We start from the raw sequence: 24,438 nt of genomic DNA on the forward strand, positions 1-24,438 counted from the left end.
CGACCTCGGCGCTGGACTGGGGACTCTAGTCTAGCGCCGGACCACAATTTTTAAAGGTCGCGAAGGCTCTCGGCGATGCCGTCGGCGCCCACTACCAGCAATTTCAGCGTGTTCGTGCCACCGCCACGGCCGGAGTGGTCGCCATGGGTAAGGATCACGCGGTCGCCTTCGGCGATCTTCCCCAGCGCGAACAGATGCTGCAACGCCGCACGCGCCGTATGGGCGGGATCGAGCGTGTTCTCGGCGAAATCCACCGGCTGCACGTCGCGCAGCATCAACATGCGCCGGCGGGCCGGACCCGACGGCGACAAGGCGTAGATCGGCACGGAAAACCGGTAACGCGACAGCCATTGCGCCGTGGCGCCCGATTCGGTCAGCGCGATGATGGCGCGGGCGCCGATACGGGCTGCCAACACCATGGCGGCCAGCGCGATGGCCTGGTCGGTGCGGTCCAGCGGGGTGGTCTGGGTGGAAAGTGCGTCGTTGGGCTCGAACTGGCGCTCGGCGCCCAGGCAGATGCGGCGCATGGCGGCCACGGCCTTGTCCGGATGCGCGCCGGCGGCGCTCTCCTGGGAAAGCATCACGGCATCGGTACCGTCGATCACCGCATTGGCGACGTCGAGAACTTCGGCGCGGGTGGGGATGGGCGCCACCACCATCGACTGCAGCATCTGGGTGGCGGTGATCACCGAGCGGTTGCGTTGCACCGCCTCGCGGATGATCTTCTTCTGCAGGCCGGGCAGTTCCGCGTCGCCGATTTCCACGCCCAGGTCGCCGCGGGCCACCATCACCACGTCGGAGGCATCGATGATTTCGCCGAGCACGGGGATGGCGTCGGCGCGTTCGATCTTCGACACCAGGGCCGCGGAACCCCCGGCCTCGTGCAGCAGGCGGCGGGCTTCGTCCATGTCGTGCGCGCTGCGCACGAAGGAAATGGCCAGGAAGTCGCAGCCGATCTCGGCCGAGAGTTTGATGTCGTTGCGGTCCTTGTCCGACAGCGCATCGACGCTCAGGCCACCGCCCTGGCGGTTCAGCCCCTTGCGATCGGACAGACGGCCGCCGATGAGACACGTGGTGCGCACTTCGGTGCCGACCACTTCGTTCACGGTAAGCCCGACCAGTCCGTCATCGAGCAGCAGCACGTCGCCAGGATGGACATCCTGCGGCAAGCCGTAATAGCTGACGCCGACGCCCGTGGCGTTTCCCAACGCCGCTCCCGGGCGGCAATCGAGCACGAACGGATCGCCCGGAAGAAGATCCACCGGGCCGTTGGCGAACTTCTCGATGCGGATCTTCGGGCCCTGCAGGTCGCACAGGATGCCCACCTCACGGCCGACGGCCTCGGCCGCGGCACGCACGGCGGCGGCGCGGGCGCGGTGGTCGTCCGGCGCACCATGGGAGAGGTTCAGACGGACGATGTCCACCCCCTCCTCGATGATGCGCTCGAGCATGCCGGGCGCATCGGTGGCGGGGCCTAGGGTGGCGACGATCTTGGTGCGGCGGACTTGGGGTTCGGTCATTTGTCGGAAATTACCACACTTAGTCGAGCGTCTTGTTCAACACGTCGGCCAGGCGCTTGCCCGCCTCGCGCAGGCGTTCCTCGGCCACCGGGCGCTCGACGGCGACATAGGCATCGTCGATCTCGTGCTTGTCGGGGTAGAAGCCCGGCGCTTTGCTGATCTTGCACGACTCCTCCGCCCACTGGGCGTAGGGGTTGTCCAGCGGCGGGATCGGCTTGGGCAGGGTCACCGCGCCCTGCGCTGCAAGCAGGTCCGCATAGGCCTGGAACTGCAGGTTACGTGTGTACAACATGCCCGAGTCCCACACTTTGTGCAGGTTCGAGCCCTTGCCCTGGAACTGCACCTGGAAGTCGTTGCCGCCCTTGTCGTCGCGGTAACCCGCGTGCAGGGGTTGGTGCACGTCACCGATGAAATGCACGACGAAGCTCAGGGCCTCGCGGCGTTCGGTGTCGGACTTTGAGCGGTCGCCCAGGATCGCCACGTATTTGCGGATGCCCTCCACCACGCACTGGCCATCGGGGCACTTGGGCGGGGAATACACGCAGGTGGGGTCGTTGAAATCCACGTAATGCAGCTTGGCGGTGGCCTTGCCCAGTTCCTTGGTGTCCGGGTTGTCGCGCAATTCGTCGGGCCAGGTGGCGATATCGGCCAGGTCCGTGTCGTTTTCGGTGGCCAGTAGGCGCTTGACCTCGGCCAGGGCCTTGGGGTCGAGCTGGCGCTGCGCCAGGTTCGCCACGATCCGGTGACCGACCTGGCCCCAGGCAAAGGCGGCGGGAGCCGCAGCCAGGCTAAGCGCGAAAGATGCTGCGACGACAGCGCCGCGGAAACGGGTGGAGCGCATGGGAGGCCTTGCATGGTGGCTTGGGCGGCGGAGTCTGCCACAGCCAGATGACGGAGCGTATGGGCGTTAAGCCGGCACAACATCGCCCGGGCCCATTTCCGGCTAAAATTGGAGGTCTTAGCCCATCCGAACCACCACGCACCCAAAGAGGACGCTGCCCTATGGCCATCAAGGTCGCCATCAACGGTTACGGTCGCATCGGTCGCAACATCCTGCGCTCGCTCTATGAATCGGGTCGCTACGACGACATAAAGATCGTCGCGGTGAACGACCTGGGCGATGCCGAGACCAACGCGCACCTGACCCAGTACGACACGGCGCATGGCCGTTTCCCGGGCGAGGTGTCCGTCGACGGCAGCGACCTGATCGTCAACGGCGACCGCATCAAGGTGTTCGCCGAGCGTGATCCATCCAAGCTTCCCTGGGGCGAGAACGAAGTGGACGTGGTGCTGGAAAGCACCGGTTTCTTCACCTCCAAGGCCAAGGCCGGCGCGCACATCGCCGGCGGCGCGAAGAAGGTGATCATCTCGGCCCCCGGCGACAAGGACGTGGACGGCACGTTCGTCTTCGGCGTGAATCACGACAAGCTCACCGCTGCGCACCAGGTGATCTCCAACGCATCGTGCACCACCAACTGCCTGGCGCCGCTGGCCAAGGTGCTGCACGAGAAGATCGGCATCGTGCACGGCCTGATGACCACCATCCATGCCTACACCAACGACCAGGTCCTCACCGATGTGTACCACTCGGACCTGCGCCGCGCCCGCAGCGCCACGCACAGCCAGATCCCTGCCAAGACCGGCGCTGCCGCCGCGGTGGGCCTGGTGCTGCCGGAACTGAACGGCAAGCTCGACGGCTTCGCCATCCGCGTGCCCACCATCAACGTGTCGGTGGTGGACCTCACCTTCGTCGCCAAACGCGAAACGTCGAAGGAAGAGATCGATGCCGCCATCGCGGAGGCCGGCAACGGCGCGTTGAAGGGCATCCTCACCACCAACACCAAGCCGCTGGTGTCGATCGACTTCAACCACAATCCGCACTCGTCGATCTACGACGCCACGCAGACGCGCGTCATGGGTGGCACGCTGGTGAAGGTGCTGTCCTGGTACGACAACGAGTGGGGCTTCTCCAACCGCATGCTGGACATGACGCGGGCGTTGATGGCCGCGAAGTGAGCGCTTGCGCGAACGGCAGCGCGAAGCGAGCGCCAGCGAGCGGATAAGCAAAGGGTTTGACCTCCGCTCACTAAACAGAAGAAAAAAACGGTAGACGCCAAGGCCAGCCAGCCCAAACGTCTACCGTTTTCATTTCTGCATCAAGGTCGAGCATTAAGGCGCGAAACGCCTCGCAGCGAGCAGCCTATCCCTTCGCGATGGGCTGCTCAATGGCCCCGAAGATCGACTTGCCATCCTTGTCGGTCACCTCGATCCGCACCGTATCCCCGAACTTCAGGAACGGCGTTTTCGGCTTGCCGTCACGCAGGGTCTCCACCGTGCGCTGTTCCGCCAGGCACGACGCACCCTTGGACGTATCCTCGTTGGCGATGGTGCCCGAACCCACCAGCGTGCCCGCCGTCAACGGCCGTGTCCTGGCCACGTGCGCAATGAGCTGGGCGAAGCTGAATTGCATGTCCACGCCACACTCGGCCTCGCCGAACCATTGGCCGTTGATCCAGGTACGCATCGGCAGGTGCAGCTTGTCGCCGTGCCATGCATCGCCCAGTTCGTCCGGGGTGACCAGGACCGGCGACAGTGCCGAACGCGGCTTCGATTGCAGGAAGCCGAAGCCCTTGGCCAGTTCGTTGGGGATGAGGCCGCGCAGCGAAACGTCGTTCACCAGGCCCACCAGCTGGATGTGCTCGGAGGCCACCTCGACGCTGGCGCCCATCGGCACGTCGTCGGTCACCACCAGCACTTCGGCTTCAAGATCGATGCCGAAATCTTCGCTGGGCACCACTACCGGGTCGCGGGGTCCGAGGAACCCTGCACTGGTCGCCTGGTACATCAGTGGATCGCTATAGAACGACTCCGGCACTTCGGCGCCGCGTGCGCGCCGCACACGTTCGACGTGCGGCAGGTAAGCGCTGCCGTCGACGAACTCGTAGGCGCGTGGCAACGGGGCGGCCAGGCGGGTGATATCCAGGGGGAAGGCACCGGGCGCGTTGCCGTTGGCGAGGTCCTCCGCCAGCGCATTCAGACGCGGCGCGAGGTTCTCCCAGTCGTCCAGCGCGGCCTGCAGGGTGGGTGCGATGCCCGTGGCGGTGACGGCCGTGGTGAGGTCGCGACTGACCACGACAAGCGTGCCGTCGCGGCCGCCTTCCTTGAGTGATGCCAGCTTCATCAATATTTCCTTGGGGAGGGATCAGCCACAGCCTTCGACGTACAGCACCTGCGGCGGCACGCCCATGTGCCAGCGCGAAACGATGCCGTCGGGGCCGGCCTGGAAGACGATGCGCGCCTGGGCCTGCGGGGACGGTGTGACGATGAGGTCTTTCGCGTTGGCGGCGTACTTGTTCGGCTGCACGGCCAGTTTGTCCTTGTAGAGCCCGGCGATCTCGTTGGCGGTCATGCCGATGCGGCCGCCGCCTGGGGCCACGGTGTCACCCTGGCGCACGTCGACGCGCTTCAACACGCCGTCCTGCACCATGAAGGCGATCTCGCGGCTTTCCTTCGGCGGCGCCAGGAAGGCGCAGGCGTTGGCATCGGTGAGCGTGGCTGGCGTGAGCGGGGCTTTCCATGCGGCGCGCAGGTCCGCAACCGTCATACCCCAATGAAGATCCTGAAAACCCATGACATCACTTCCAAGCTGATCGGCAGGCGCCACCGGCGCCACCATCGCCGAGCCCTCGGGCGGACCAGCGGTACTGCCCGGTGCCGGGCCGGACGGTGGCGCAGGTGCAGGCGCGGCCGCGGATTCGGCCGACGGGGGCGCCATCTGCGAGGTATCGGCGGCTTCCTTTTCGCAACCGGCAAGGCCGAGGACCAGCAGCGCGGGAAGCAGGACTGACTTGTTCATCACGATTCCGGATTGAAGTGCCGGTGGATATTCTGCCAGCAGCTGTAGTAATCGCCCTGTAACTGCGGTGAGGACAGGGCCTGCGCCACCGGGCGGATCACCCGCCGCGTCTCGAACATGAAGGCCATGGTGCCGGTGATGTGGTCGGGCTTGCCGGTATCGGCGGCGCTGGCCTTCTCGAAGCTGGCCGCATCCGGGCCGTGGCCGCTCATGCAGTTGTGCAGGCTGGCGCCGCCCGGCACGAAACCACCGGCCTTGGCGTCGTAAGCGCCCTTGATCAGGCCCATGAACTCACTGGCCACGTTGCGGTGGAAATACGGTGGCCGGAAGGTGTGCTCGGCCACCAGCCAGCGCGGTGGGAAGATGACGAAATCCATGTTCGCCGTGCCCGGGGTATCGCTGGGCGAGGTAAGCACGGTGAAGATCGATGGATCAGGATGATCCACGGCGATCGAGCCGATGGTGTTGAAACGCTCCAGATCGTATTTGTAGGGCGCGTAGTTGCCGTGCCAGGCCACCACGTCCAGTGGGGAATGGTCGATGCGCGCCGACCACAAGCCACCCTGGAACTTCGCCACCAGTTCGAAATCGCCGTCGATGTCCTCATAGGCCGCCACGGGCGTGAGGAAATCGCGCGGCAATGCCAGGCCGTTGGCGCCGATCGGGCCCAGGTCCGGCAGGCGCAGCGCGGCACCGAAGTTCTCGGCCACATAACCACGGGCCGTGCCATCGGGAAGATCCACGCGGAAACGCACGCCGCGCGGGATCACCGCGATCTCGAGCGGAGCTACATCCAGGACGCCCAGTTCCGTATGCAGCATCAGGCGACCTTCCTGCGGCACGATCAGCAGTTCGCCATCGGCGCTGTAAAAATACCTGCCCTGCATCGAACGATTGGCGGCGTACAGGTAGATGCCGCAGCCGGCTTGTTCGTCCGCGCCGCCGTTACCGGCGTAGGTCACAAGGCCGTCGACGAAATCGGTATCGGCCGGCGGGGCCGGAAGTGGATCCCAGCGCAGCTGGTTGGGCGTGGCCGGCGCCTCGTGGAAGCGATTGTGGAAGCGGGCATGCTCACGCGGCCCGAACGGCTCGTGCATCGCCGCGGGACGGATACGGTAGAGCCAGCTGCGCCGGTTGGCATGGCGCGGCGCGGTAAAGGCACTGCCTGTGAGCTGCTCGGCATACAGGCCACGGGCCACCCGCTGCGGCGAATTCTGGCCGCGGGGCAACACACCCTCCAGGGCCTCTGTGGCCAATTCGTTGGCGAAACCCGATTGGTAGCGCAAGGTGCTGGTCATCATCGGTTCCATGCGTTGGCAAAACGTCAAGGGTGGATGCTATCGTGCCCGAGCGCCGTTGCAGCCAGGGACGGGCGTAAAAAACCAAAATCAAATCAAGGGGAACTGCATGTCTGAATCCATGGCTCCGCCGCCATACGGCACAACCGTGTCCAATACCGTGAGTGATCTTGCCGTCCCGCTTTCTTCCGGCAGTGGCTGGATGAAGTTCGTCGGCATCATGTTCATCATCCAGGGCGCGATGACCGCCATCACCATCGTGGGCATCCTCGTCGCCTGGCTGCCGATCTGGATCGGCGTGCTGGTGATGCAGTCCGCCGGAGCCATCGAGCGGGCCCAGCTCAGCGGCGATGCCATGGCGATGAAGGAAGCATTGTCCAAGCTTCGTACCTATTTCGTGATCCAGGGGGTGCTTTACCTGATCGGCATCATCATTTTCGCGCTGTACTTCGTGTTCTTCGGCGCGATGTTCATGGCGATGTTCCGCAACGGCATGCCGTTCCACTGATACTGCAGCTACCCGTTGCATCGACGACGGCCGGGTGGTCAAACACCCGGCCGTTGACGTCTTAAAGCACGCCGCGACGCATCTGGTCGCGCTCGATGGATTCGAACAATGCGGTAAAATTGCCGTTGCCGAAACCTTCGTTGCCCTTGCGCTGGATGATCTCGAAGAAGATCGGCCCGATGGTGTTCTGGGTGAAAATCTGCAGTAGCAGTTTTGTCCTGGTTTCGGTATCGGCGTCGATCAGGATCTTGTTCTTCTGAAGGCGCGGGACATCCTCGCCGTGGTTGGGCACGCGCATGTCGATCACTTCAAAGTACGTGTCCGGCGTCTCGAGGAATTCGACCCCCTGCGCGCGCATGGCCTCCACCGAGTCGTAGATGTTGTCGGTGAACATGGCGATGTGCTGGATGCCCTCGCCCTTGTACTCGTGCAGGTACTCATTGATCTGGGATTTCTCATCCGCGCTTTCGTTCAGTGGAATGCGCACCATGCCGTCGGGCGCCGTCAGCGCCTTGGAGACCAGGCCGGTCTTGGCGCCCTTGATGTCGAAATAGCGAATTTCGCGGAAGTTGAACAGGCGCTCGTAATAATCGGACCACTTCTGCATGTTGCCGAAATACAGGTTATGCGTGAGGTGGTCGATGAAGGTGAGGCCGAAACCCTTCGGGTGGCGGTCCACGCCGGGCAGGTACTCAAATTCGTTCTCGTAGGCATCGCCCGCGGCGCCATAGCGGTCGATCATGTAGAGCGCGGCACCGCCGATGCCAAGGATGGTGGGTACTTGCAGGGCCAGGGTGTCGATCTTTGCCGGAATCAGCTCCGCGCCGTTGCCCAGCGCAGTCTTCTGTACATCGACGGCTGGCCGGTTGAAACGGATGGCAAAGCCGCATGCCGAGGGGCCGTGCTTGGCGGCGAAATCCGCCGCGAACGAGCCGGGTTCTTCGTTGACCAGGAAGCTACACTCACCCTGGCGGTACAAGGTGATCGCCTTGGACTTGTGCCGGGCCACGGCCGTGAAGCCGAGCCTGGGGAAAAGGGTATGCAGGAGTTTGGCATCGGGTGCGGCGAATTCGACGAATTCGAAGCCATCCACGCCTTGCGGGTTCTCGAACGTGGTCACCTGCATGCCGACATTGGGCTGGGCGCTCATGGGATTCTCCTGGGGAAGGTCGGCTCGTGCCGTCATACCATACGTTATAGTTTCACTTGAAACCATTTGCAAGGAGTATCGCAACACGATGGCCGACTCAGCCCACCACCCCCTGGCCCTGGAGCAGTTCCTGCCCTACCGGTTGTCGATCGTCTCCAACACGATCAGCCAGGCCATCGCCGCGGACTACCAGACCCGGTTCGACCTCTCCATGACCGAATGGCGGGTGATGGCGGTGCTGGGCCGGTTTCCCGATGTGTCGGCCCGCGAGGTGGCCGAGCGCACCGCCATGGACAAGGTCGCCGTGAGCCGCGCGCTGGCCCGGCTGGTCAAATCCGGACGCGTGATCCGCGAAACCCACGACGAGGACAAGCGGCGATCGGTGCTGCGCCTGAGCGAGGCCGGCTGGACCATCCACGACGAGGTCGCTCCCCAGGCACGCGCCCACGAGACGGAGTTCTTTGCGGTGCTGGATGCTGAGGAACGCGCCTGGCTGCTGCGCATCCTGGAAAAACTTTCCGCCTGAACGGCGGGTCTACTTCACCCCATGCATCAGCCTGTTGATCAACGGGGCGATAAGGAACAGCAGCACGCCAGCGCCCATCAGCGACCAGAAGCCGAAGGTGTATCCATCCAGCGCCGAGGCGGTGGTCATGCCCGTCTCGCCACTGACATGGCCGGCGAAGATGCCCGACAGGTTGTTGCCGATGCCGGTGGAGAGGAACCAGCCACCCATCCCGAAGCCGACCAGGCGCAACGGCGCGAGCTTCGTCACCATGGAAAGCCCGATCGGTGACAGGCATAGCTCGCCCACCGACTGGATCACGTACACCATGAAAAGTGTCCAGAACGGGATCTTGCCCGACGCATCCACCATGTCCGACAGCGCCAGCATCAAGAGCGCGAAGGCCAGGCCGTTGAAGATCAGTCCAAGGCCGAACTTGCGGGGGATGGACGGATTGAGCCGACCCATGCGGATCCAGATATAGGCCAGCACCGGCGCAAGCCCGATGATGGCCAGCGAGTTCACCGACTGGAACCACGCGGTGGGAAACACGAAGTCGCCCAACTGGCGGTTGACGATCTTGTCGGCCAGGAAGGTGAAGGAACTGCCCGCCTGCTCGAAGAACATCCAGAACAGCACGTTGAAGACGAAGATGATCAACATGGCGATCACCCGGTCGCGCTGCACGCGCCCCTCGCGGATGCCTTCGACCAGCAGCAATACCGCCAGCGCAACGAACAGGATGCTGAGCACCCACTGCAGGAAACCCGCACCCACGGCGAGCAACAGGTACATCACGGGAATGCCGGCGACGATGCCCACCAGCACATAGGCGACCCGCTTCATGCTCTCGCCGCCGGCCGGCGGTCGGCCGATATTATTCAAACCACGGCGCCCGAACCAGAACCAGAACAGGCTGATGATCATGCCAACGCCCGACGCCATGAACACCACCTTGTAGCTGGGCATGTCCAGGCTGCCGAAGACCGCCTTGGCCAGGTACTCGGTGATCACCGGCGCGATCAGCGCGCCCATGTTGATGCCCATGTAGAAGATGGTGAAGCCGCTATCGCGGCGTTCGTCGCTTACCCCGTAAAGCTTGCCGACCATGGTGGAAATGTTCGGCTTGAACAGGCCGTTGCCCACGATCACCGTGGCAAGGCCCAGTTCGAAGATGTGTTTTTCCGGGAATGCGATCAGGAACAGTCCCGCCGCCATCACCGCGGCGCCGACCAGGATCGACCGCTGGTAACCGAGCACGCGGTCGGCCACGTAACCACCGAAGATGGCCGAGGCGTAGACCAGCGCCAGGTAGGCGCCATAGGTTCGGCTGGCCGGCTGCTCGCCGGTGGGATCGCCACCGAAGAACTGGGCCACGATGTACAGCACCAAGGCCCATCGAATGCCGTAGAACGCGAAGCGCTCCCAGAATTCGGTCATGAAGAGCATCCACAACGGCCGCGGGTGGCCCATCGTGGTGGGAAATTCCGGCGGCATGCTTTCCGTGGCTGCCTGGGTCATGGCGATCCCCTGTTCCGTGTTGTTGTCGGTGCGTACCTTCACCCGCCGGGCAAGGCTTCGTCAACGACGCATCGCAACATCTTACGAACGGCGAGTCCGGCTGCAGGCGGCCCTTACGTCCCCAGTTGCGTGCGGACCTCCAGCAACTCGGGAAAGAACGTCTGTTCCAGCGCCCGCCGCAGGAATGCCACGCCGGAGGATCCGCCCGTACCGGGCTTGTAGCCGATGATCCGTTCCACCGTCTTCATGTGGCGGAAACGCCAAAGCTGGAAGTTTTCCTCGATATCCACCAGCTGCTCGCACAGGTGGTATTCGGGCCAGTGGTCGTGGGGAGCCTCGTAGATGCGCTTCAACGCCGGCAGCAGCGCGTCGCTCCGCGGATAGGGCTGGGTGAAGTCGCGGTCGAGCAGTTCCGCCGGCACCGCATGCCCGCGCCGGGCCAGGAAACGCAGGAACTCATCGTAAAGGCTCGGCGCCTCGTACACCTGGCACAGCGCCTGGAAGTCCGAGGGGTTGTGCGCGAACACTTTGAGCATATCGCCGTGCTTGTTGCCCAGCATGAATTCCACCACGCGGTACTGCAACGACTGGAAACCCGACGACGGCCCCAGGATCTCGCGAAATTCGTGGTATTCGGCCGGCGTAAGCGTGGCCAGCACCGCCCACTGCTCGTACAGCTGCCGCTGCACCTGCTTCACGCGGGCGAGGATCTTCAACGTTGAGTCGACATCGTCCGTGCGCAGGCACGCGATCGACGCCCGCAACTCGTGGATCATCAACTTCAACCACAGCTCGGAGGTCTGGTGCTGCACGATGAACAGCATCTCATCGTGGTGCGGCGGCACGCTTCGCGGCTGTTGCGCGGAAAGCAGGATGGGCAACTGCAGGTAGTCGCCGTAGGTCATCCGGCCATCGAGGTCGGTGGCGATACCCGGTTCCAGGCGATCGGTCGGGGCAGGGCCGGCGGGGGACGGTTTGGAAGTCATGGATGGAATATAACGGGTCAATCCATTTCCCTCGATGCTTCTGACCGTCCTGATGAAAAACAATGGCTTGGCGTCGAATTGAACGCGACTGATGCTGCGGTGTCCCTTGAACGGTCATAATTGCCCTGATATCAAGGGCGGTCCCCCACGGAACCGGCCTTCCGAAGGCGGATGTGCGCAAGGCCCCACTGGATGGGTTGGCGCCTCCTTCAAAAAATATTCCCCATCCGGAGCGAGTCGTGTCTATCGCCGCCAAGTTCGAAATCGAATACCTGCAATACCTGGACAAGGATGGCAAGGAAGTCCGCAAGGATCTCCCCGCCTTTGCCAAGGACCTCGACCAGATGGTCGAGCTCTACAAACTGATGGTCTCCACCCGCGTGTTCGACGCGAAGTCCGTCGCCTTGCAGCGCACCGGCAAGCTGGGCACGTATGCCTCCTGCCTTGGCCATGAAGCCGCCCACGTGGGTATCGGCTCGGCCATGAAGCGCGAAGATTCCCTGGCGGTGAGCTACCGCGAGTACGGCGCCCAGCTTTACCGCGGCGTGCAGCCGCGCGAGGTGTACATGTACTGGGGCGGCGACGAGCGCGGCAACGACTTCGCCAAGGCGCCCAAGCACGACTTCGCCTGGTGCGTGCCCATCGGCACCCAGTGCCTGCATGCGGCCGGTTCCGCCCTGGCCTTCAAGATCCGCAACGAGAAGCGCGTAGCCGTATGCACCATCGGCGACGGCGGTTCGTCCAAGGGCGATTTCTACGGCGCCATCAACGTGGCCGGCGCGCAGAAACTGCCGCTGGTGGCCGTGATCGTGAACAACCAGTGGGCCATCTCGGTGCCGCGCAAGATCCAGTCCGGCGCGGAAACCTTGGCGCAGAAAGCCATCGCCGCGGGTCTGCCGACCATCCAGGTGGACGGCAACGACATCATCGCCGTGCGCAAGGCGATGGAAGATGCCCTGGACCGCGCCCGCAACGGCGAAGGTGCCAGCGTGATCGAGGCGGTGACCTACCGCCTGGGCGATCACACCACCGCCGACGACGCCCGCCGCTACCGCGGCGAGGACGAGGTGAAGGAAGCCTGGACGAAAGACCCCGTGCCCCGCCTGCGCAAGTGGCTGGAAGCCAAGGGCGCCTGGGACGAAACGAAAGAGAAGGCCTGGCTGGCCGAATGCGACGACTGGATGGATAAAGAAGTGGACGCCTACCTGCAGACCAAGACGCAGCCGGTGGAAGCGATGTTCGACTACCTCTACGCCGAACTCCCCGCCGACCTCGTCGCCCAGCGCCAGCAGGCCATCGACCTCGACCGCAAGTCGCACGGATAAGAAGAACATTCATGGCACAGATCACCCTTATCGAAGCGGTAACCCAGGCGCTTGCCTACGAAATGGCCCACGATGATTCAGTCGTGGTGCTGGGCGAGGACGTGGGCGTCAACGGCGGCGTGTTCCGCGCCACCCAGGGCCTGCAGGAAAAATTCGGCGAACTGCGCGTGCTGGACACGCCGCTGGATGAAACCACCATCGCCGGCCTCACGGTGGGCCTGGCCGTCCAGGGCATGAAGCCCGTGGCCGAGGCGCAGTTCGAAGGCTTCATCTACCCGATGATGGAGCAGATCGCCTGCCACGCCGCCCGCCTGCGCCACCGCACCCGCGGCCGCATGACGGTGCCTGCCGTGTGGCGCGCGCCTTGGGGCGGCGGCATCCGCGCACCAGAGCATCACTCGGAAGCCAACGAGCACCTGTTCACCAACATCCCGGGACTGCGAGTGGTGCTGCCCTCTTCGCCTGCGCGCGCCTACGGCCTGCTGCTGGCGGCGATCCGCGATCCGGATCCGGTGATGTTCTTCGAACCCAAGCGCATCTACCGCCAGTACAAGGAAGAAGTGCCCGACGACGGCGAGGCGCTGCCGCTGGACGTGTGCTTCGTGTTGCGCGACGGCACCGACGTCACCCTGGTCACCTGGGGCGCCCAGGTGAAGGAAGCCCTGGAGGCCGCCGACGCGCTGGCCGAAGAAGGCATCAGTGCCGAGGTGATCGACGTGGCAACGTTGACACCGCTGGACTTCGACACCATCGCCGAGTCGGTTACCAAGACCGGCCGCTGCGTGATCGTCCACGAGGCCCCGCGCACCGCCGGCTTCGGTGCCGAGATCGCTGCACGGCTGATGGAAGAGTGCTTCTACGACCTCCTGGCCCCCGTGCAGCGCGTCACCGGCTACGACACCCACATCCCGCTGTTCCGCCTGGAAATGAAATACCTGCCCAGCGTCGAACGCATCGTCGACGCGGCCAAGCGCACGCTCGCCGTCAGCTAAGCATCCAACGAGACCGACCCCATGGCCGATATCAAAACGTTCTACCTTCCCGACCTCGGCGAAGGCCTGCCCGACGCCACCGTCGTGGAATGGCACGTCAAGGAAGGCGACACCGTCAAGCTCGACGCCCCGCTGGTGTCAATGGAAACCGCCAAAGCCGTGGTGGACGTCCCCTCGCCGTTCTCCGGCAAGGTGACCAAGCTCCACGGCGCTGCTGGCGACATCATCGAAACCGGCGCGGCCCTGGCTGACGTCGAGATCGACCCCAACGCCAAGCAGCGCGCCGATGCCGAAGCCACCGGCCACCACCATGGCCCGAAGAAGAGCGTCGGCAGCCCGGCACCGGACAACGCCAGCAAGGTCGTCGCTTCCGACGACGGTGGCGAGATCGAAGCCAACGGCAAGCCCGAGCGCGAAGACGAAGGCACCGTGGTCGGTGCGATGGTCAGCGGCAACGCCGTGCATACCGAACAGGTGTCCAGCGCCGGTGGCGTCAAGGCGGTTCCGGCCGTGCGCGCCTTGGCCAAGAAGCTGAAGATCGACTTGAGCCGCGTGCGTCCGACCGGCGCCGACGGCGTGGTCACCATGAAGGATGTGAAGGAGGCCGCCGCCAATGGCTCGGCCGCCCTGGGCGCCGCACCGGCCCGCTCGGCCGCTGCCCGCCACCTGGCGCCGGAACTACCTGAGCCGACTGCCGCGCCGCAGCGCAGCGCTGTATCGCTGGCCGGCAAGCCCGTGCGCACCGGTCCGCCTTCGCAGGCCGTGATGGGACAGCCCGAGCAATTGAAGGGCGTGCGCCGCAACATGGCGCGCGTGATGGCCGACGCCCATGCCCAGGTGGTGCCCACCACCATCGTGGACGACGCCGACCTTCACGCCTGGATCGGCAAGCAGGACATCACCGCCCGCCTGGTGCGCGCGATCGTCGCCGCCTGCAAGGCGGTGCCAGCGCTCAACGCCTGGTTCGACGGCAAGAACCTCACCCGCACCCTGCATCCGCAGGTGGACATCGGCATCGCGGTGGATACCGACGACGGCCTGTTCGTCCCTGCCCTGCGCAACGCCGATATGCTCGACGCGGCGGGCGTGCGTGGTGCGATCAAGCGCCTGCGCACCCAGGTGGAAGACCGTAGCATTCCGGCATCGGAGCTCTCCGGCTACACCATCAGCCTGTCGAACTTCGGCATGTTCGCCGGCCGTTACGCCAGCCCCGTGGTGGTACCGCCCACGGTAGCCATCGTCGGCACCGGCAAGCTCAGCCACGACGTGGTCGCCGTGATCGGCGGCATCGAGGTGCACCGCCGCATGCCGCTGTCGCTTACCTTCGACCACCGCGCGGCCACCGGCGGCGAGGCGGCAAGGTTCCTGAAGGCCATGATGGACGACCTGGCCGCACCGCACTAATCCCAGGTATTCACATGCGGCCCGAATGATTCGCGCTGCTTTTTGACCAAGCAGAAACGGTGGCCGCTGGGGGCCTGCATCACCCACCAGCGGTCACGCACCTTGGCCACGCGGCTGGCGCCGAGTTTTTCCAGCCGCAAGGCCTCGGCTTCCAGGTCGTCGGTCTCGATGTCCAGGTGTACCCGCGGCTCGTGATCCACGCGCTGCAGCAGGACAATCAGCTCATCGGCCGAGGTGCCCAGTTCGGCGTACTTGCCATCCCCGTCCTGATCGAAGCTGGTGATCGGCTTGCCCAGCGCACCGCTCCAGAACAGCGTATCGGCCTTGATGTCCTGGTCTTGGCAGTCGATGACAAGGGCACACAACCGGCTATGGTGCATGGAGGCGCTCCGTTGGGCGAGAACGCCTTATCTAGCGCAACCGGCGTGAAAAACGGAAAAAATCGACCTCGCCCGTTAGACTACGCCGATGCTCAACAACGACATCCTGCGCAGCGTGCGCTACATGCTGGATCTGGCCGACAGCCACCTGGTGCAGATCGCTGCATTGGGCGGCCTTGACCTCACCGCCGAGCAGATCCACGGCATGCTCGAGAAGGACGACGCACCAGGGTTCGTACCCTGCAACGACCGCATCATGGCCCATGTGCTCGATGGCCTGATCGTGTTTCGCCGCGGACGGGACGAATCACAGCCACCGCGGCCGGTGGAAAAACGCATCACCAACAACCTGGTGCTGAAGAAGCTGCGCGTTGCCTTCGAGCTGAAGGACCAGGACATCATCGATATCCTGGCCTCGGTGGATTTCGCCGTGTCGAAAGCCGAGCTCAATGCGCTGTTCCGGCAGCCGGGCCATAACAACTACCGCCCCTGCGGCGACCAGTTGCTTCGCCTGTTCCTCAAGGGCCTGACATCACGCCTGCGCGGCTGACACAGACAGTCAGGTTTGGCGCGGGCGCCACACCATCCAGCGGAACCACAGCGCCAGCGCCAGCACGGCCATGAACGAAAAATAGCCGTACAACGCTGGCATCACCTGTTTCCAGATCGATCCGCTCTCCGGGCCAAACGCACCCACCTGCTTCACCTGCACGGCATCGAACGCCATCAGCGAAAGCACCACCGCGACCACCGCGGCAAGCACGATGGCGATGGCGTCGAACACGCGGCGTGCCGCATGGCGTGGCAGCGACTTCGGATACGCCCAGTAAGCCCAGGCCAGTACCAGCAGCCACGGGGCAAGCAACAGGATGGCAAGGAATCGCACGGCGTTACGCCGCGGCCAGGGCGTCGAGTGCGGCGCGCAAGGCTTGCATGGCCGCCTCGCGCGACGTGTCGTCGGCGTACGCGGGGCTGATCGCCACCGGCTCGCCATCCACCACCAGATGGTACGCGAGGCCTTCGGCATCAAGCTGCGCCTGTCCGCCACCGAGCGTCTGCAATCGCTGGCGCAGTGCACCGGCCTGCTTGGGATCGGCAAACTTCCGCGACAGCAGCAGTTCGTCGCCTTCGCCGCCGAAAAGCCGGAAGCGGAACGCGCCATCGTCTTCGCGGAAACTGGCAAAACGCGGCATCTTGTCCGATTTGGTCACCGTCGCCTTGCCTGCCGGCGTCGCCACGGTATTCATGCGGCGCAGGCCCACTGCATCGCGCAGTTGCGCCACCAGGGGCGCCGCGATCGACCGCGCCTTCGCCGCGCCCTCGACCAGGATGTCCTCGATGTCGCCGGGCCGGGCGATCAATTGATCGTAGCGTTCGCGCATCGGCGCCACATCGTCCTCGACGCGTTCGAAAAGGATCTCCTTGGCTTCGCCCCAGCCCATGCCGTCTTCCAGCGCCTTGCCGAACACCTGGGTCTCGGCGCGGCTGGCGAAGGCCTGGTAGAGGGTGAACAGCGCGGAGTCGTCCAGGGATTTCGCCTCGCCCGGTGCACGCGAATCGGTGACGATGCGCATGATCGTCTCGCGCAGCCGCTTGGGGCCGCCCTCGAACAGCGGGATGGTGTTGTCGTAGCTCTTGGACATCTTGCGTCCGTCCAGGCCCGGCAAGGTGGCCACTTGCTCCTCGATCAGGGCTTCGGGCAGCGTGAAGAACGTACCGCCGTACAGATGATTGAAGCGCTGCGCGATATCGCGCGCCATCTCGATATGCTGGATCTGGTCGCGTCCCACCGGCACCTTGTTGGCGTTGAAGGCCAGGATGTCGGCGGCCATCAGCACCGGGTACATGTATAACCCCGCCGTGATGCCGGCATCGCTATCCTCGCCCTCGGCGACATTGCGATCCACGGCCGCCTTATAGGCATGGGCACGGTTTAGGAGCCCCTTCGAGGTAACGCACGTCAGCAGCCAGGTGAGCTCCGGGATCTCGGGAATATCCGACTGCCGGTAGAAGGTAACCCGCGCCGGATCCAGGCCGCAGGCAAGCCACGTGGCTGCGATCTCGAGCCGGGACCGCTCGATGCGCGCGGGCTGGTCACTCTTGATCAAGGCGTGGTAGTCGGCCATGAAATAGAACGCATCGACGCCGGCATCGTGGCTGGCGGCGATGGCGGGGCGGATCGCACCGACATAATTGCCAAGGTGCGGCGTGCCCGTGGTGGTGATGCCGGTAAGGACGCGGGTCTGCATGGGGCTCGTTCGTGGGGAAGCCCGTCGAGTTTAGCCCGGCAGGCCTCCGACCGCCCAGCCACCAGGCGCGGCGCGCTGCCGCAGCGACGGGGATGCCCCGCCAGGGCAGCTAGCGCATCAGCGTGGACTTGCCGAACAGCGACTCGACCAGGTCCACGGCAAGCTTGGCCGTCTGGTTGCGCTTGTCGAAGGCAGGATTCAACTCCACGATGTCCAGCGACGCCACGCGCCCGGTGTCGGCGATCATTTCCATCACCAGCTGGGCTTCCCGGTAGTTCGGGCCGCCGCGCACCGTGGTGCCCACGCCCGGGGCGATGGTCGGGTCGAGGAAATCGACGTCGAAGCTCACGTGCAGATGGGTGTCCTGGTCGATGTCCGCCAGCGCTTCTTCCATCGAGGCCTTGATGCCGATCTCGTCGATGTAGCGCATGTCGTAGATGTCGATGCCCGCCTCGTGCACGAATTTTTTCTCGCCCTCGTCGACCGAGCGGATGCCGATCTGGCGGAAGACCTCCGGCTGGGTGGCAGGCTTGGTACCACCCAGGATGGTGAGCTCATCCGGGCCATGGCCGCACAGGCAGGCCACGGGCATGCCATGGATATTCCCCGACGGGGTAATCTGGCTGGTATTGAAGTCGGCGTGGGCATCGAGCCACAACACGCGCAGTTTCTTGCCCGTCTCTCGTGCATGGCGCGCGGCGGCGGTGATCGAGCCGATCGCCAGGCAATGGTCGCCGCCGAGCATGATCGGCACGTTGCCATCATGCAGCTCCCGGTACATCGCCTCGTACACCGCGCGATTCCAGGCCACAACCTCAGGCAGGTGGCGGTAGCCATTCACCGGCGGCTGCCAGGGATTCAAGGGGCCTGCCAGGTTGCCACGGTCGACGACGGTGAGACCGCGGCGGGCGAGCCGGGCAGCAAGATTGGCTACGCGAAGAGCCTCCGGGCCCATCGATGCACCGCGATGGCCGGCGCCGATATCGGTCGGCGCGCCGATCAAAACCACTGACTTGTTCATAGAATCTCAGTTCTACCCAGGCCGCCGCGACACACGTCGGCAGCAGGGCCTTGGGGAGCCGAAGGATACTACGGCCAGGGTAAAGGCCATGCGCGCCAGGCGTTCGGTTACTGGAAGCAGCCCGTGGGCCGCGCCTGGATCTTCGGCGCGCGCGCGCGGGCCTGCCAGTTCACCTTCGCATCATCGCCCACCACCACGTCCAGCCAGTACGACGGCGTGGTTTCAACCCGCTCGGCCATGCGGGCGGGAAATCCCAGCGCCACCACTTCGTCGCGCCGCTTGCGGGCGTTCTCCTGGGCGTTGAATACGCCCAGGGCAATGGAGTTGGGTTCGGGCCCGGCCGGCACCACGAAGTAGTCCTTCACGTTCTTAGCCTGAAGCCGCCGGGCCATGTCGTTGGCCTTCTCGCGCGAATCCATCGGCGGCAGGAACACGCGCCAGCCATGGGACACGCTGGCGGTTTCCTGCCGGGTGCGGCTTCGAATCACCAGGCCCCCCAGCGCGCTGCGAGCGGCACGCGAATCCACATCGCTGGCAAACGGGCCCAGGGCCACGCAACGGAAGGTACGGCGCTGCGGCGGTTCAATGGGCGGTGGCAGCACGCCGGCAGGTGCAGGTGTCTGCTGGCCGATCGGTGGGCGGGTCGTCGTCGATGCCGTCGCCACCACCAGCTTGCCCGGCACCCTGGAAGGCGATGAAGTGATCGATGCAGGGATCGGCGCCGATGCCATCGGCGACACGGGGAGCGGCGCGGCGGCGGATGCAGGTACCGCTGGTGTCGCCGGCTGCGTTTCGGCCACGAGTTTCAGCCGCGGCACGCCTTCGTCGGCGACATCGCCGATGAAGTGCCCGCCGCCGCCAAACAGCAGCCACGCGGCCACGGCGATGTTCAACGCGACAAGCAACACGAAGATCAGGCGAGGCAGCATCGGATAAGGGTATTCCCATCCCCTGAAAACAAAACCCCCGCTGCAGCGGGGGAGAAGCCTGGTGCCGACACCCGGATTCGAACTGGGGACCTACCGCTTACAAGGCGGTTGCTCTACCAACTGAGCTATGCCGGCGCAGCCCGCGATTTTAACCTGAAGCTTAGGATGTGGCGAGCAGGGTCTCACCATCGGTGGCACAGGCGGCAAGGCCAAGCAGCACGGCGTCGGGGGCGTGCTCGGTGGCCAGGGCGACCAGGGCCGCCAGCGCCTGGCCGTCGCCGCCGCCCACCAGCACCCTGGGATGGCCGCCGAGCCGGGGCGCCATGCGCGCGGTGAAGCGCTCCACCAGGGCCGCCGCCGCGTGCCAGCAGCCGGCGAAGAGACCGTCGGCGGTGTTGTCGGCGGCATCGACCACCTGGCCCACGGCATCGGGCTTCACCCTGGCGGTGGCGCCCAGCACCGACTGATACATCAACTGCGCACCCGGGGCGATCAGGCCGCCCAGGTGGCTGCCGTCGGCGGCCAGTGCGTCCAGGGTAAGGGCCGTGCCGGCGCTCACCAGGATGCATGGCGCGCGGCCGGAGCGGTACGCATGGACCATGGCCAGGAAGCGATCCACGCCAAGACGGGCGGGCTCGGCATAGGCATTACGCACGCCGCACGCCTGGGCCGGCGTACGTAGCCATTCCAGGGGGCGGTCGAAGGCCGCGACAGCGGCTTCATCCACCATCGCCTCGCGCACGCTGTCCACCACCGAGGCCGCCACCACGCGATCGGGACGTGGCCAATCCGCCCATGCCGAGGCCAGCGCAAAGGCTACTGAATCATCCCAGGCGACCACGCCGCGCTCGATAAGCGCGACGCCATCGAACAGCGCGAACTTCGCCCGCGTATTGCCCAGGTCCAGGAGCGCAATCACGTGCGCCGCACCGAGACATCCGCGCTGTCCACGCGTTTCAGATCGTTTCCCACGCGCACCAGCAGCGCGCCGCGGCCATCGATGCCGGCCCCCTCGCCATGGAATTCACCTTGTGCGCCGATCACGCGCAAGGGTTGGCCTGCGAGGAGGTCGAAGGCGGCATAGTCGTCGACGAAGGCGGCGAAGCCTTCGCGCTCGAATCGCTCGAGCCCTGACACCAGCCGGGTGATCAGTGCCGCTGCCATCAGGTTGCGATCCGGCGGCTCGTCGCCGCAGAGCGCGGCGACGTCGGTCACCGGTTGCGCCGCCCCCGCTCGGAGGGCATCTGGCACCCGCATGTTCAAACCGATGCCGATCACGGCCGTACACGGCCCCTGGAATTCCCCGGAAAGCTCCACCAGCACGCCGGCGAGCTTGGCGTCGGCAGCAAGGATGTCGTTGGGCCATTTCAGCCCCGCCGTACGGATGCCCATGTCTTCCAGGGCGTGCAGCACTATCACGCCGACGGCGAGCGAAAGCCCGGAAAGCCGGGCAAATCCCGCATCGAAGTGCTTGGCCACGGACAAGTAAATATTCAATCCCGGCGGCGATATCCAGGATTTGCCGCGCCGGCCACGGCCGGCCGTCTGCGCTTCGGCCATGACGAAGCTTAAATCCGGCATGTCCGGCAGGCGGCGCTGCAGTTCGCTGGAAGTGGAATCGAGCTCCCAGTGCACTTCCAGGGCGCCCAGGCGCTGCCGGGCCGCCACGGGAAGCTCGCCGCGGATGATGGCTTCGTCGAGCAACTGGACGGGCCACGGCAGGCGGTAGCCGCCGCCGACCCGTGCCTCGATCGGCAGGCCGCGCTGGCGAAGGGTTTCGACCTGTTTCCAGATCGCCGCGCGGGTCACGCCCGCGGTTCGCGCCAGGGCGGCGCCGGATACGGGTTCGCCGGGCGCCAGGGCGCCGAGCACGGCTGGTGTGAGCATCGTGGAGGAAGTCTCGCGGGCCAGTAGGGGGTACATCGGGGAGGCGCCATCATCGCGCATTCGACAGCCATTCGGCGGCATTCCTGGGGCACTGGCAGGCCCGGCAGGTTTCTGCGAGTATCGATGGCTCCCCGGGGAGACAGGGGTATTGCCATGCATACCAGGTTCCTTAAATACGGCTGTCTAGCGCTGGGCCTCATGGCCTGCGGAGCCGTGGTGGCCTCCCCTGCCAATGGAACGTTCGCTGCGTCCGGCGGCTCCAGCTCCGGTGGCGAGGCCAGCCCGCACGGCGCGGGCGGCCAGAGTGGTTCCGTTCACAACCCCGACGATACTTCCGCCCGCGGCAATGCCGGATCCACGCATGCACCGGCACCTGTGGGTAGCGACCTTCCGGATGACGGTACCCGCAGCAACGCAACCCCTTCGTCGGCCAAGCCGGACGTAGGCTGGCCTGCCCTGCTTCCGGGCTCGATCTGGTAGTTCCCTAGCCGGGCGGCAGTATCACGGTAAACCTTGCCCCGCCGAATTCCTCGGACCGGTCCACATGCATGGTGCCCTGGTAGGCCTTGACGATGTCCTGCACGATCGAAAGGCCGATGCCATGGCCTTTCACCCGCTCATCGCCACGTACGCCCCGCTGCAGCACGCGCTCGATCTGCGCATCGGCGATACCCGGACCATCGTCTTCCACCGCCATTGACAGGCCGGGACGGCCCCGCACCACGCCCTGACGGGATTTCACTGTCAGCAATACGCGGTGATTGGCCCATTTGAAGGCGTTTTCCAGCAGGTTGCCCATCAGTTCGAGCAGATCGCCCTGCTCGCCGTAGAAGGCGGCCTTATCCTCGATCTCGAATTCGCAAAGGACATTCTTCCCCGCATAGACCTTCTCCAGGCTCTGCACGAGGTCTTCCGCGTGTGCCGACACCATCACGGGCGTTGCGAAGATCTTGCGCCCGGAGGTTGCCGCACGGGACAGCTGGTAGGCCACGATCTCGTCCATGCGACGCACCTGGTCCAGGACATCGGCGCGGGCAACGTCAAGGCCAGCTTCCAGTTGTGAGCGAACCACCGCCAGCGGTGTTTTCAGGCTGTGCGCGAGGTCGGCCAGGGTGTTCTGGTAGCGGGTACGCTGGTCGCGTTCGGAATCGATGAAGGCGTTCAAGCGCGCGGTAAGACCCATCAACTCCACCGGATAAGGCCCTTCCAGGTGCTCGCGGTCGCCGCGCTCGATCAGCGCCAGGTCGCTGGACACCCGCCGCAACGGCAACAGGCTCCAGCGCAGCAGCAATAGCTGCAGCAGGATCAGCATCAAACCAAGCGTTGCCAGCCACAGGAACTGCGTGCGGCGATAGGTGCTTACCTGGCGTTCGAACTGGTCTTCGGTCTGGGCCACGGTAAAGGTCAGGTGCACGGGCTTGCCACCGTTCTGCGGGTCGATGTCCACGCCGAAGCTGTAGACATACAAACGCCCCGCATGCGTATCGAGCGGCCCCTCGAATGTCTCGCTGCCCATCGGCAGGCGGCGGGCGAATTCCATGTCGCGGCCCAACGCGGAGGACGACTCCCATCGAAAGCCATCGTCGCCGCTGATCACGCCATACAGGCCCGATCCCGGACGGGAGAAATCCGGATGCGGCGGGGAGTCGGGCGGCGTGACCTTGCCTGCGCGGGTTACTTCGGTGCCCGTGATGAAGGCGATCGCGTAGTTGTGCAGGCGGTCGTGCATCGCCGACAGTTCACTGGCGTAGTTCGCCTTGTTCTGTGCCAGCCAGGTAAGGCCGAGGAAGGCGGCCAGCGCAAAACCGGTCGCCAGTGCCGCGCGGGCGGCAAGCGACAGGGGCTTGTGTTCCATCACCCGCTCGATGAACTTCAGCACGCGCGGCTCTCCCGCCGAGCTTTAAGTTTTATTCCTCGTCCGCCTCGTTACGCGGGATGGCAAAGCGGTAGCCGCGGCCGCGGACCGTCTCGATCGGCTTCAGGGCACTGTCCGGATCGAGCTTGCGGCGCAGGCGACCGATGAACACTTCAAGCACGTTCGAATCGCGATCGAAGTCCTGCTGGTAGATATGCTCGGTAAGGTCCGCCTTGGACACCAGCTCGCCGGCATGCAGCATGAGGTATTCGAGCACCTTGTACTCGTAGCTGGTGAGGTCGACCTGGCGGCCGTCGGAGGTCACCGTCTGCGCGGTGGTATCGAGCTTGATCGGACCACAGGCCAGGATCGGCTTGGACCAGCCGCTGGCGCGACGCACCAGGGCATTGATGCGGGCCAGGAGCTCTTCGACGTGGAAGGGCTTGACCAGGTAGTCGTCGGCGCCGTGCTTGAGGCCTTCGACCTTGTCCTGCCAGCTGCCACGGGCGGTAAGGATCAGGATGGGATAACGCTGGCCGTGCTCGCGCAGCGCCTTGACCAGGTCCATCCCCGAGAGCTTGGGCAGCCCCAGGTCGATGATGGCCAGGTCGAATGGCACCTCGCGGCCCAGGTACAGGCCTTCCTCGCCGTCCTGGGCCGCGTCCACGGCGAATCCATCGCGCTTCAGGCGGGCGGCGAGGGTCTCGCGGAGCGGGGCTTCGTCCTCGACAAGCAGGATGCGCATCAATGTTTCTCCTTGGTATCCCCGGCGGTTGCCGTGGGGATCTTGGCCGTTTCGGTTCGCACCGGCACCACGCGGACATGTCCGTCGGGTGTCAGCACCTTTAGTCGATACTCGGTCGTCAGACCATGTTCCAGCGTGCGGGTTTGGGCCGACAACACCTTTCCGCCCGTTTCCTGCTGCACTTTCGCCACGGCTTCCTCGAGGGTCAGCCCAACTTCGGACGCCCAAACAGGCCCGCCGAGAACAAACCCGAGGAAAATTAGCGAAAGGAACGTGATTTTCATGTAGGGCATCGCAGGTGACGCAT

26 protein-coding genes and 1 tRNA gene are annotated in these 24,438 nt (G+C 65.0%); 8 read left to right on the forward strand and 19 right to left on the reverse strand.

Annotated features, from left to right (window positions below):
* Window positions 1–50 precede the first annotated feature (50 nt).
* Both pyk and NDK18_RS17750 read right to left on the reverse strand, forming a co-directional pair.
* Complete coding sequence (gene pyk, locus NDK18_RS17745) at window positions 51–1,520, reverse strand: pyruvate kinase (protein WP_250624207.1); 1,470 nt, start codon at window positions 1,518–1,520, stop codon at window positions 51–53.
* A gap of 19 nt (window positions 1,521–1,539) precedes the next feature.
* Window positions 1,540–2,361 (reverse strand): S1/P1 nuclease, encoded by an 822-nt coding sequence (locus tag NDK18_RS17750; protein WP_250628547.1) that lies wholly within the window; start codon window positions 2,359–2,361, stop codon window positions 1,540–1,542.
* A gap of 161 nt (window positions 2,362–2,522) precedes the next feature.
* Here NDK18_RS17750 and gap point away from each other — a divergent pair, with 161 nt between their 5' ends.
* A complete protein-coding gene (gap, locus tag NDK18_RS17755; protein ID WP_250624209.1) occupies window positions 2,523–3,536 on the forward strand; it encodes a type I glyceraldehyde-3-phosphate dehydrogenase in 1,014 nt (337 codons plus the stop codon).
* Window positions 3,537–3,720: 184 nt separating this feature from the next.
* Here the strand turns inward: gap and NDK18_RS17760 are convergent, their stop codons facing one another.
* From NDK18_RS17760 to hmgA, 3 genes are read right to left on the reverse strand one after another with little or no spacing between them, the layout of a single operon-like run.
* Complete coding sequence (locus tag NDK18_RS17760) at window positions 3,721–4,701, reverse strand: fumarylacetoacetate hydrolase family protein (protein ID WP_250628548.1); 981 nt, start codon at window positions 4,699–4,701, stop codon at window positions 3,721–3,723.
* A 21-nt stretch (window positions 4,702–4,722) separates the two neighbouring features.
* A complete protein-coding gene (locus NDK18_RS17765; RefSeq protein WP_250624211.1) occupies window positions 4,723–5,376 on the reverse strand; it encodes a hypothetical protein in 654 nt (217 codons plus the stop codon).
* Window positions 5,376–6,674, reverse strand: a complete 1,299-nt coding sequence (gene hmgA, locus NDK18_RS17770) for a homogentisate 1,2-dioxygenase (protein ID WP_250628549.1) — start codon at window positions 6,672–6,674, stop codon at window positions 5,376–5,378. Before hmgA ends, NDK18_RS17765 begins: the two co-directional genes overlap by 1 nt.
* A gap of 109 nt (window positions 6,675–6,783) precedes the next feature.
* Between hmgA and NDK18_RS17775 the strand changes: the two genes are divergently transcribed.
* Entirely contained in the window at window positions 6,784–7,182 is a 399-nt protein-coding gene (locus NDK18_RS17775; RefSeq protein WP_250624213.1) for a DUF5362 domain-containing protein, read from the forward strand.
* A gap of 61 nt (window positions 7,183–7,243) precedes the next feature.
* Here NDK18_RS17775 and hppD read toward each other — a convergent pair whose 3' ends face one another.
* Complete coding sequence (gene hppD, locus NDK18_RS17780) at window positions 7,244–8,368, reverse strand: 4-hydroxyphenylpyruvate dioxygenase (RefSeq protein ID WP_425600655.1); 1,125 nt, start codon at window positions 8,366–8,368, stop codon at window positions 7,244–7,246.
* Between the two features lie 52 nt (window positions 8,369–8,420).
* Between hppD and NDK18_RS17785 the strand changes: the two genes are divergently transcribed.
* Window positions 8,421–8,858, forward strand: a complete 438-nt coding sequence (locus NDK18_RS17785) for a MarR family winged helix-turn-helix transcriptional regulator (protein WP_250624215.1) — start codon at window positions 8,421–8,423, stop codon at window positions 8,856–8,858.
* Between the two features lie 9 nt (window positions 8,859–8,867).
* Here the strand turns inward: NDK18_RS17785 and NDK18_RS17790 are convergent, their stop codons facing one another.
* Together NDK18_RS17790 and NDK18_RS17795 are read right to left on the reverse strand one after the other, a co-directional pair.
* On the reverse strand, window positions 8,868–10,358 hold the full coding sequence (locus tag NDK18_RS17790) for a peptide MFS transporter (RefSeq protein WP_250628551.1): 1,491 nt from the start codon (window positions 10,356–10,358) through the stop codon (window positions 8,868–8,870).
* 113 nt (window positions 10,359–10,471) lie between these two features.
* On the reverse strand, window positions 10,472–11,344 hold the full coding sequence (locus NDK18_RS17795; protein WP_250624216.1) for a tryptophan 2,3-dioxygenase: 873 nt from the start codon (window positions 11,342–11,344) through the stop codon (window positions 10,472–10,474).
* A 239-nt stretch (window positions 11,345–11,583) separates the two neighbouring features.
* On the opposite strand from NDK18_RS17795, the gene pdhA reads away from it, so the two are divergent.
* Genes pdhA through NDK18_RS17810 form a run of 3 tightly spaced genes read left to right on the forward strand, consistent with a single transcriptional unit; the run spans window position 11,584 to window position 15,065 of the window.
* Window positions 11,584–12,669 (forward strand): pyruvate dehydrogenase (acetyl-transferring) E1 component subunit alpha, encoded by a 1,086-nt coding sequence (pdhA, locus tag NDK18_RS17800; protein WP_250624217.1) that lies wholly within the window; start codon window positions 11,584–11,586, stop codon window positions 12,667–12,669.
* Between the two features lie 11 nt (window positions 12,670–12,680).
* Window positions 12,681–13,661 carry an alpha-ketoacid dehydrogenase subunit beta gene (locus NDK18_RS17805; protein ID WP_250624218.1) on the forward strand — a complete coding sequence of 327 codons (981 nt, stop codon included), beginning with the start codon at window positions 12,681–12,683 and terminating at the stop codon, window positions 13,659–13,661.
* 21 nt (window positions 13,662–13,682) lie between these two features.
* Window positions 13,683–15,065 carry a dihydrolipoamide acetyltransferase family protein gene (locus tag NDK18_RS17810; protein ID WP_250628552.1) on the forward strand — a complete coding sequence of 461 codons (1,383 nt, stop codon included), beginning with the start codon at window positions 13,683–13,685 and terminating at the stop codon, window positions 15,063–15,065.
* Here NDK18_RS17810 and NDK18_RS17815 read toward each other — a convergent pair.
* Window positions 15,062–15,445: a VOC family protein gene (locus NDK18_RS17815; RefSeq protein WP_250624220.1), complete on the reverse strand. Its 384-nt coding sequence runs from the start codon at window positions 15,443–15,445 to the stop codon at window positions 15,062–15,064. The genes NDK18_RS17810 and NDK18_RS17815 overlap by 4 nt on opposite strands.
* An 88-nt stretch (window positions 15,446–15,533) precedes the next feature.
* Here NDK18_RS17815 and NDK18_RS17820 point away from each other — a divergent pair, with 88 nt between their 5' ends.
* A complete protein-coding gene (locus tag NDK18_RS17820) occupies window positions 15,534–15,995 on the forward strand; it encodes a YehS family protein (RefSeq protein ID WP_250628553.1) in 462 nt (153 codons plus the stop codon).
* A gap of 9 nt (window positions 15,996–16,004) precedes the next feature.
* Here the strand turns inward: NDK18_RS17820 and NDK18_RS17825 are convergent, their stop codons facing one another.
* From NDK18_RS17825 to NDK18_RS17855, 7 genes are all read right to left on the reverse strand, one after another.
* Window positions 16,005–16,331 (reverse strand): hypothetical protein, encoded by a 327-nt coding sequence (locus NDK18_RS17825; protein ID WP_250628554.1) that lies wholly within the window; start codon window positions 16,329–16,331, stop codon window positions 16,005–16,007.
* 4 nt (window positions 16,332–16,335) lie between these two features.
* Window positions 16,336–17,694, reverse strand: a complete 1,359-nt coding sequence (locus tag NDK18_RS17830) for a tryptophan--tRNA ligase (protein WP_250624223.1) — start codon at window positions 17,692–17,694, stop codon at window positions 16,336–16,338.
* Between the two features lie 109 nt (window positions 17,695–17,803).
* Window positions 17,804–18,715, reverse strand: coding sequence for an arginase (rocF, locus tag NDK18_RS17835; RefSeq protein WP_250624224.1), 912 nt, complete (start codon window positions 18,713–18,715; stop codon window positions 17,804–17,806).
* Window positions 18,716–18,822: 107 nt separating this feature from the next.
* A complete protein-coding gene (locus NDK18_RS17840; protein ID WP_250624225.1) occupies window positions 18,823–19,644 on the reverse strand; it encodes an SPOR domain-containing protein in 822 nt (273 codons plus the stop codon).
* A gap of 59 nt (window positions 19,645–19,703) precedes the next feature.
* Window positions 19,704–19,779 (reverse strand) — tRNA-Thr (locus tag NDK18_RS17845).
* Between the two features lie 25 nt (window positions 19,780–19,804).
* Complete coding sequence (locus tag NDK18_RS17850; protein ID WP_250628555.1) at window positions 19,805–20,563, reverse strand: type III pantothenate kinase; 759 nt, start codon at window positions 20,561–20,563, stop codon at window positions 19,805–19,807.
* Complete coding sequence (locus NDK18_RS17855; RefSeq protein ID WP_250624227.1) at window positions 20,560–21,567, reverse strand: biotin--[acetyl-CoA-carboxylase] ligase; 1,008 nt, start codon at window positions 21,565–21,567, stop codon at window positions 20,560–20,562. Before NDK18_RS17855 ends, NDK18_RS17850 begins: the two co-directional genes overlap by 4 nt.
* A 117-nt stretch (window positions 21,568–21,684) precedes the next feature.
* Here NDK18_RS17855 and NDK18_RS17860 point away from each other — a divergent pair, with 117 nt between their 5' ends.
* Entirely contained in the window at window positions 21,685–22,011 is a 327-nt protein-coding gene (locus NDK18_RS17860) for a hypothetical protein (RefSeq protein WP_250624228.1), read from the forward strand.
* Window positions 22,012–22,015: 4 nt separating this feature from the next.
* On the opposite strand, the gene NDK18_RS17865 is transcribed toward NDK18_RS17860, so the two are convergent.
* The 3 genes from NDK18_RS17865 to NDK18_RS17875 are packed head-to-tail and all read right to left on the reverse strand — an operon-like array spanning window position 22,016 to window position 24,415.
* Window positions 22,016–23,386: an ATP-binding protein gene (locus NDK18_RS17865; RefSeq protein ID WP_250624456.1), complete on the reverse strand. Its 1,371-nt coding sequence runs from the start codon at window positions 23,384–23,386 to the stop codon at window positions 22,016–22,018.
* 52 nt (window positions 23,387–23,438) lie between these two features.
* Complete coding sequence (locus NDK18_RS17870; RefSeq protein ID WP_250624229.1) at window positions 23,439–24,131, reverse strand: response regulator transcription factor; 693 nt, start codon at window positions 24,129–24,131, stop codon at window positions 23,439–23,441.
* Window positions 24,131–24,415: a PepSY domain-containing protein gene (locus tag NDK18_RS17875; protein ID WP_250624230.1), complete on the reverse strand. Its 285-nt coding sequence runs from the start codon at window positions 24,413–24,415 to the stop codon at window positions 24,131–24,133. The genes NDK18_RS17870 and NDK18_RS17875 overlap by 1 nt, the downstream gene beginning before the upstream one ends.
* Between the last annotated feature and the right edge of the window lie 23 nt (window positions 24,416–24,438).

Origin of the sequence: Pinirhizobacter soli (genome assembly GCF_015905305.1) — a bacterium.
Classification (GTDB): Bacteria; Pseudomonadota; Gammaproteobacteria; order Xanthomonadales; family Rhodanobacteraceae; genus Pinirhizobacter; species Pinirhizobacter soli.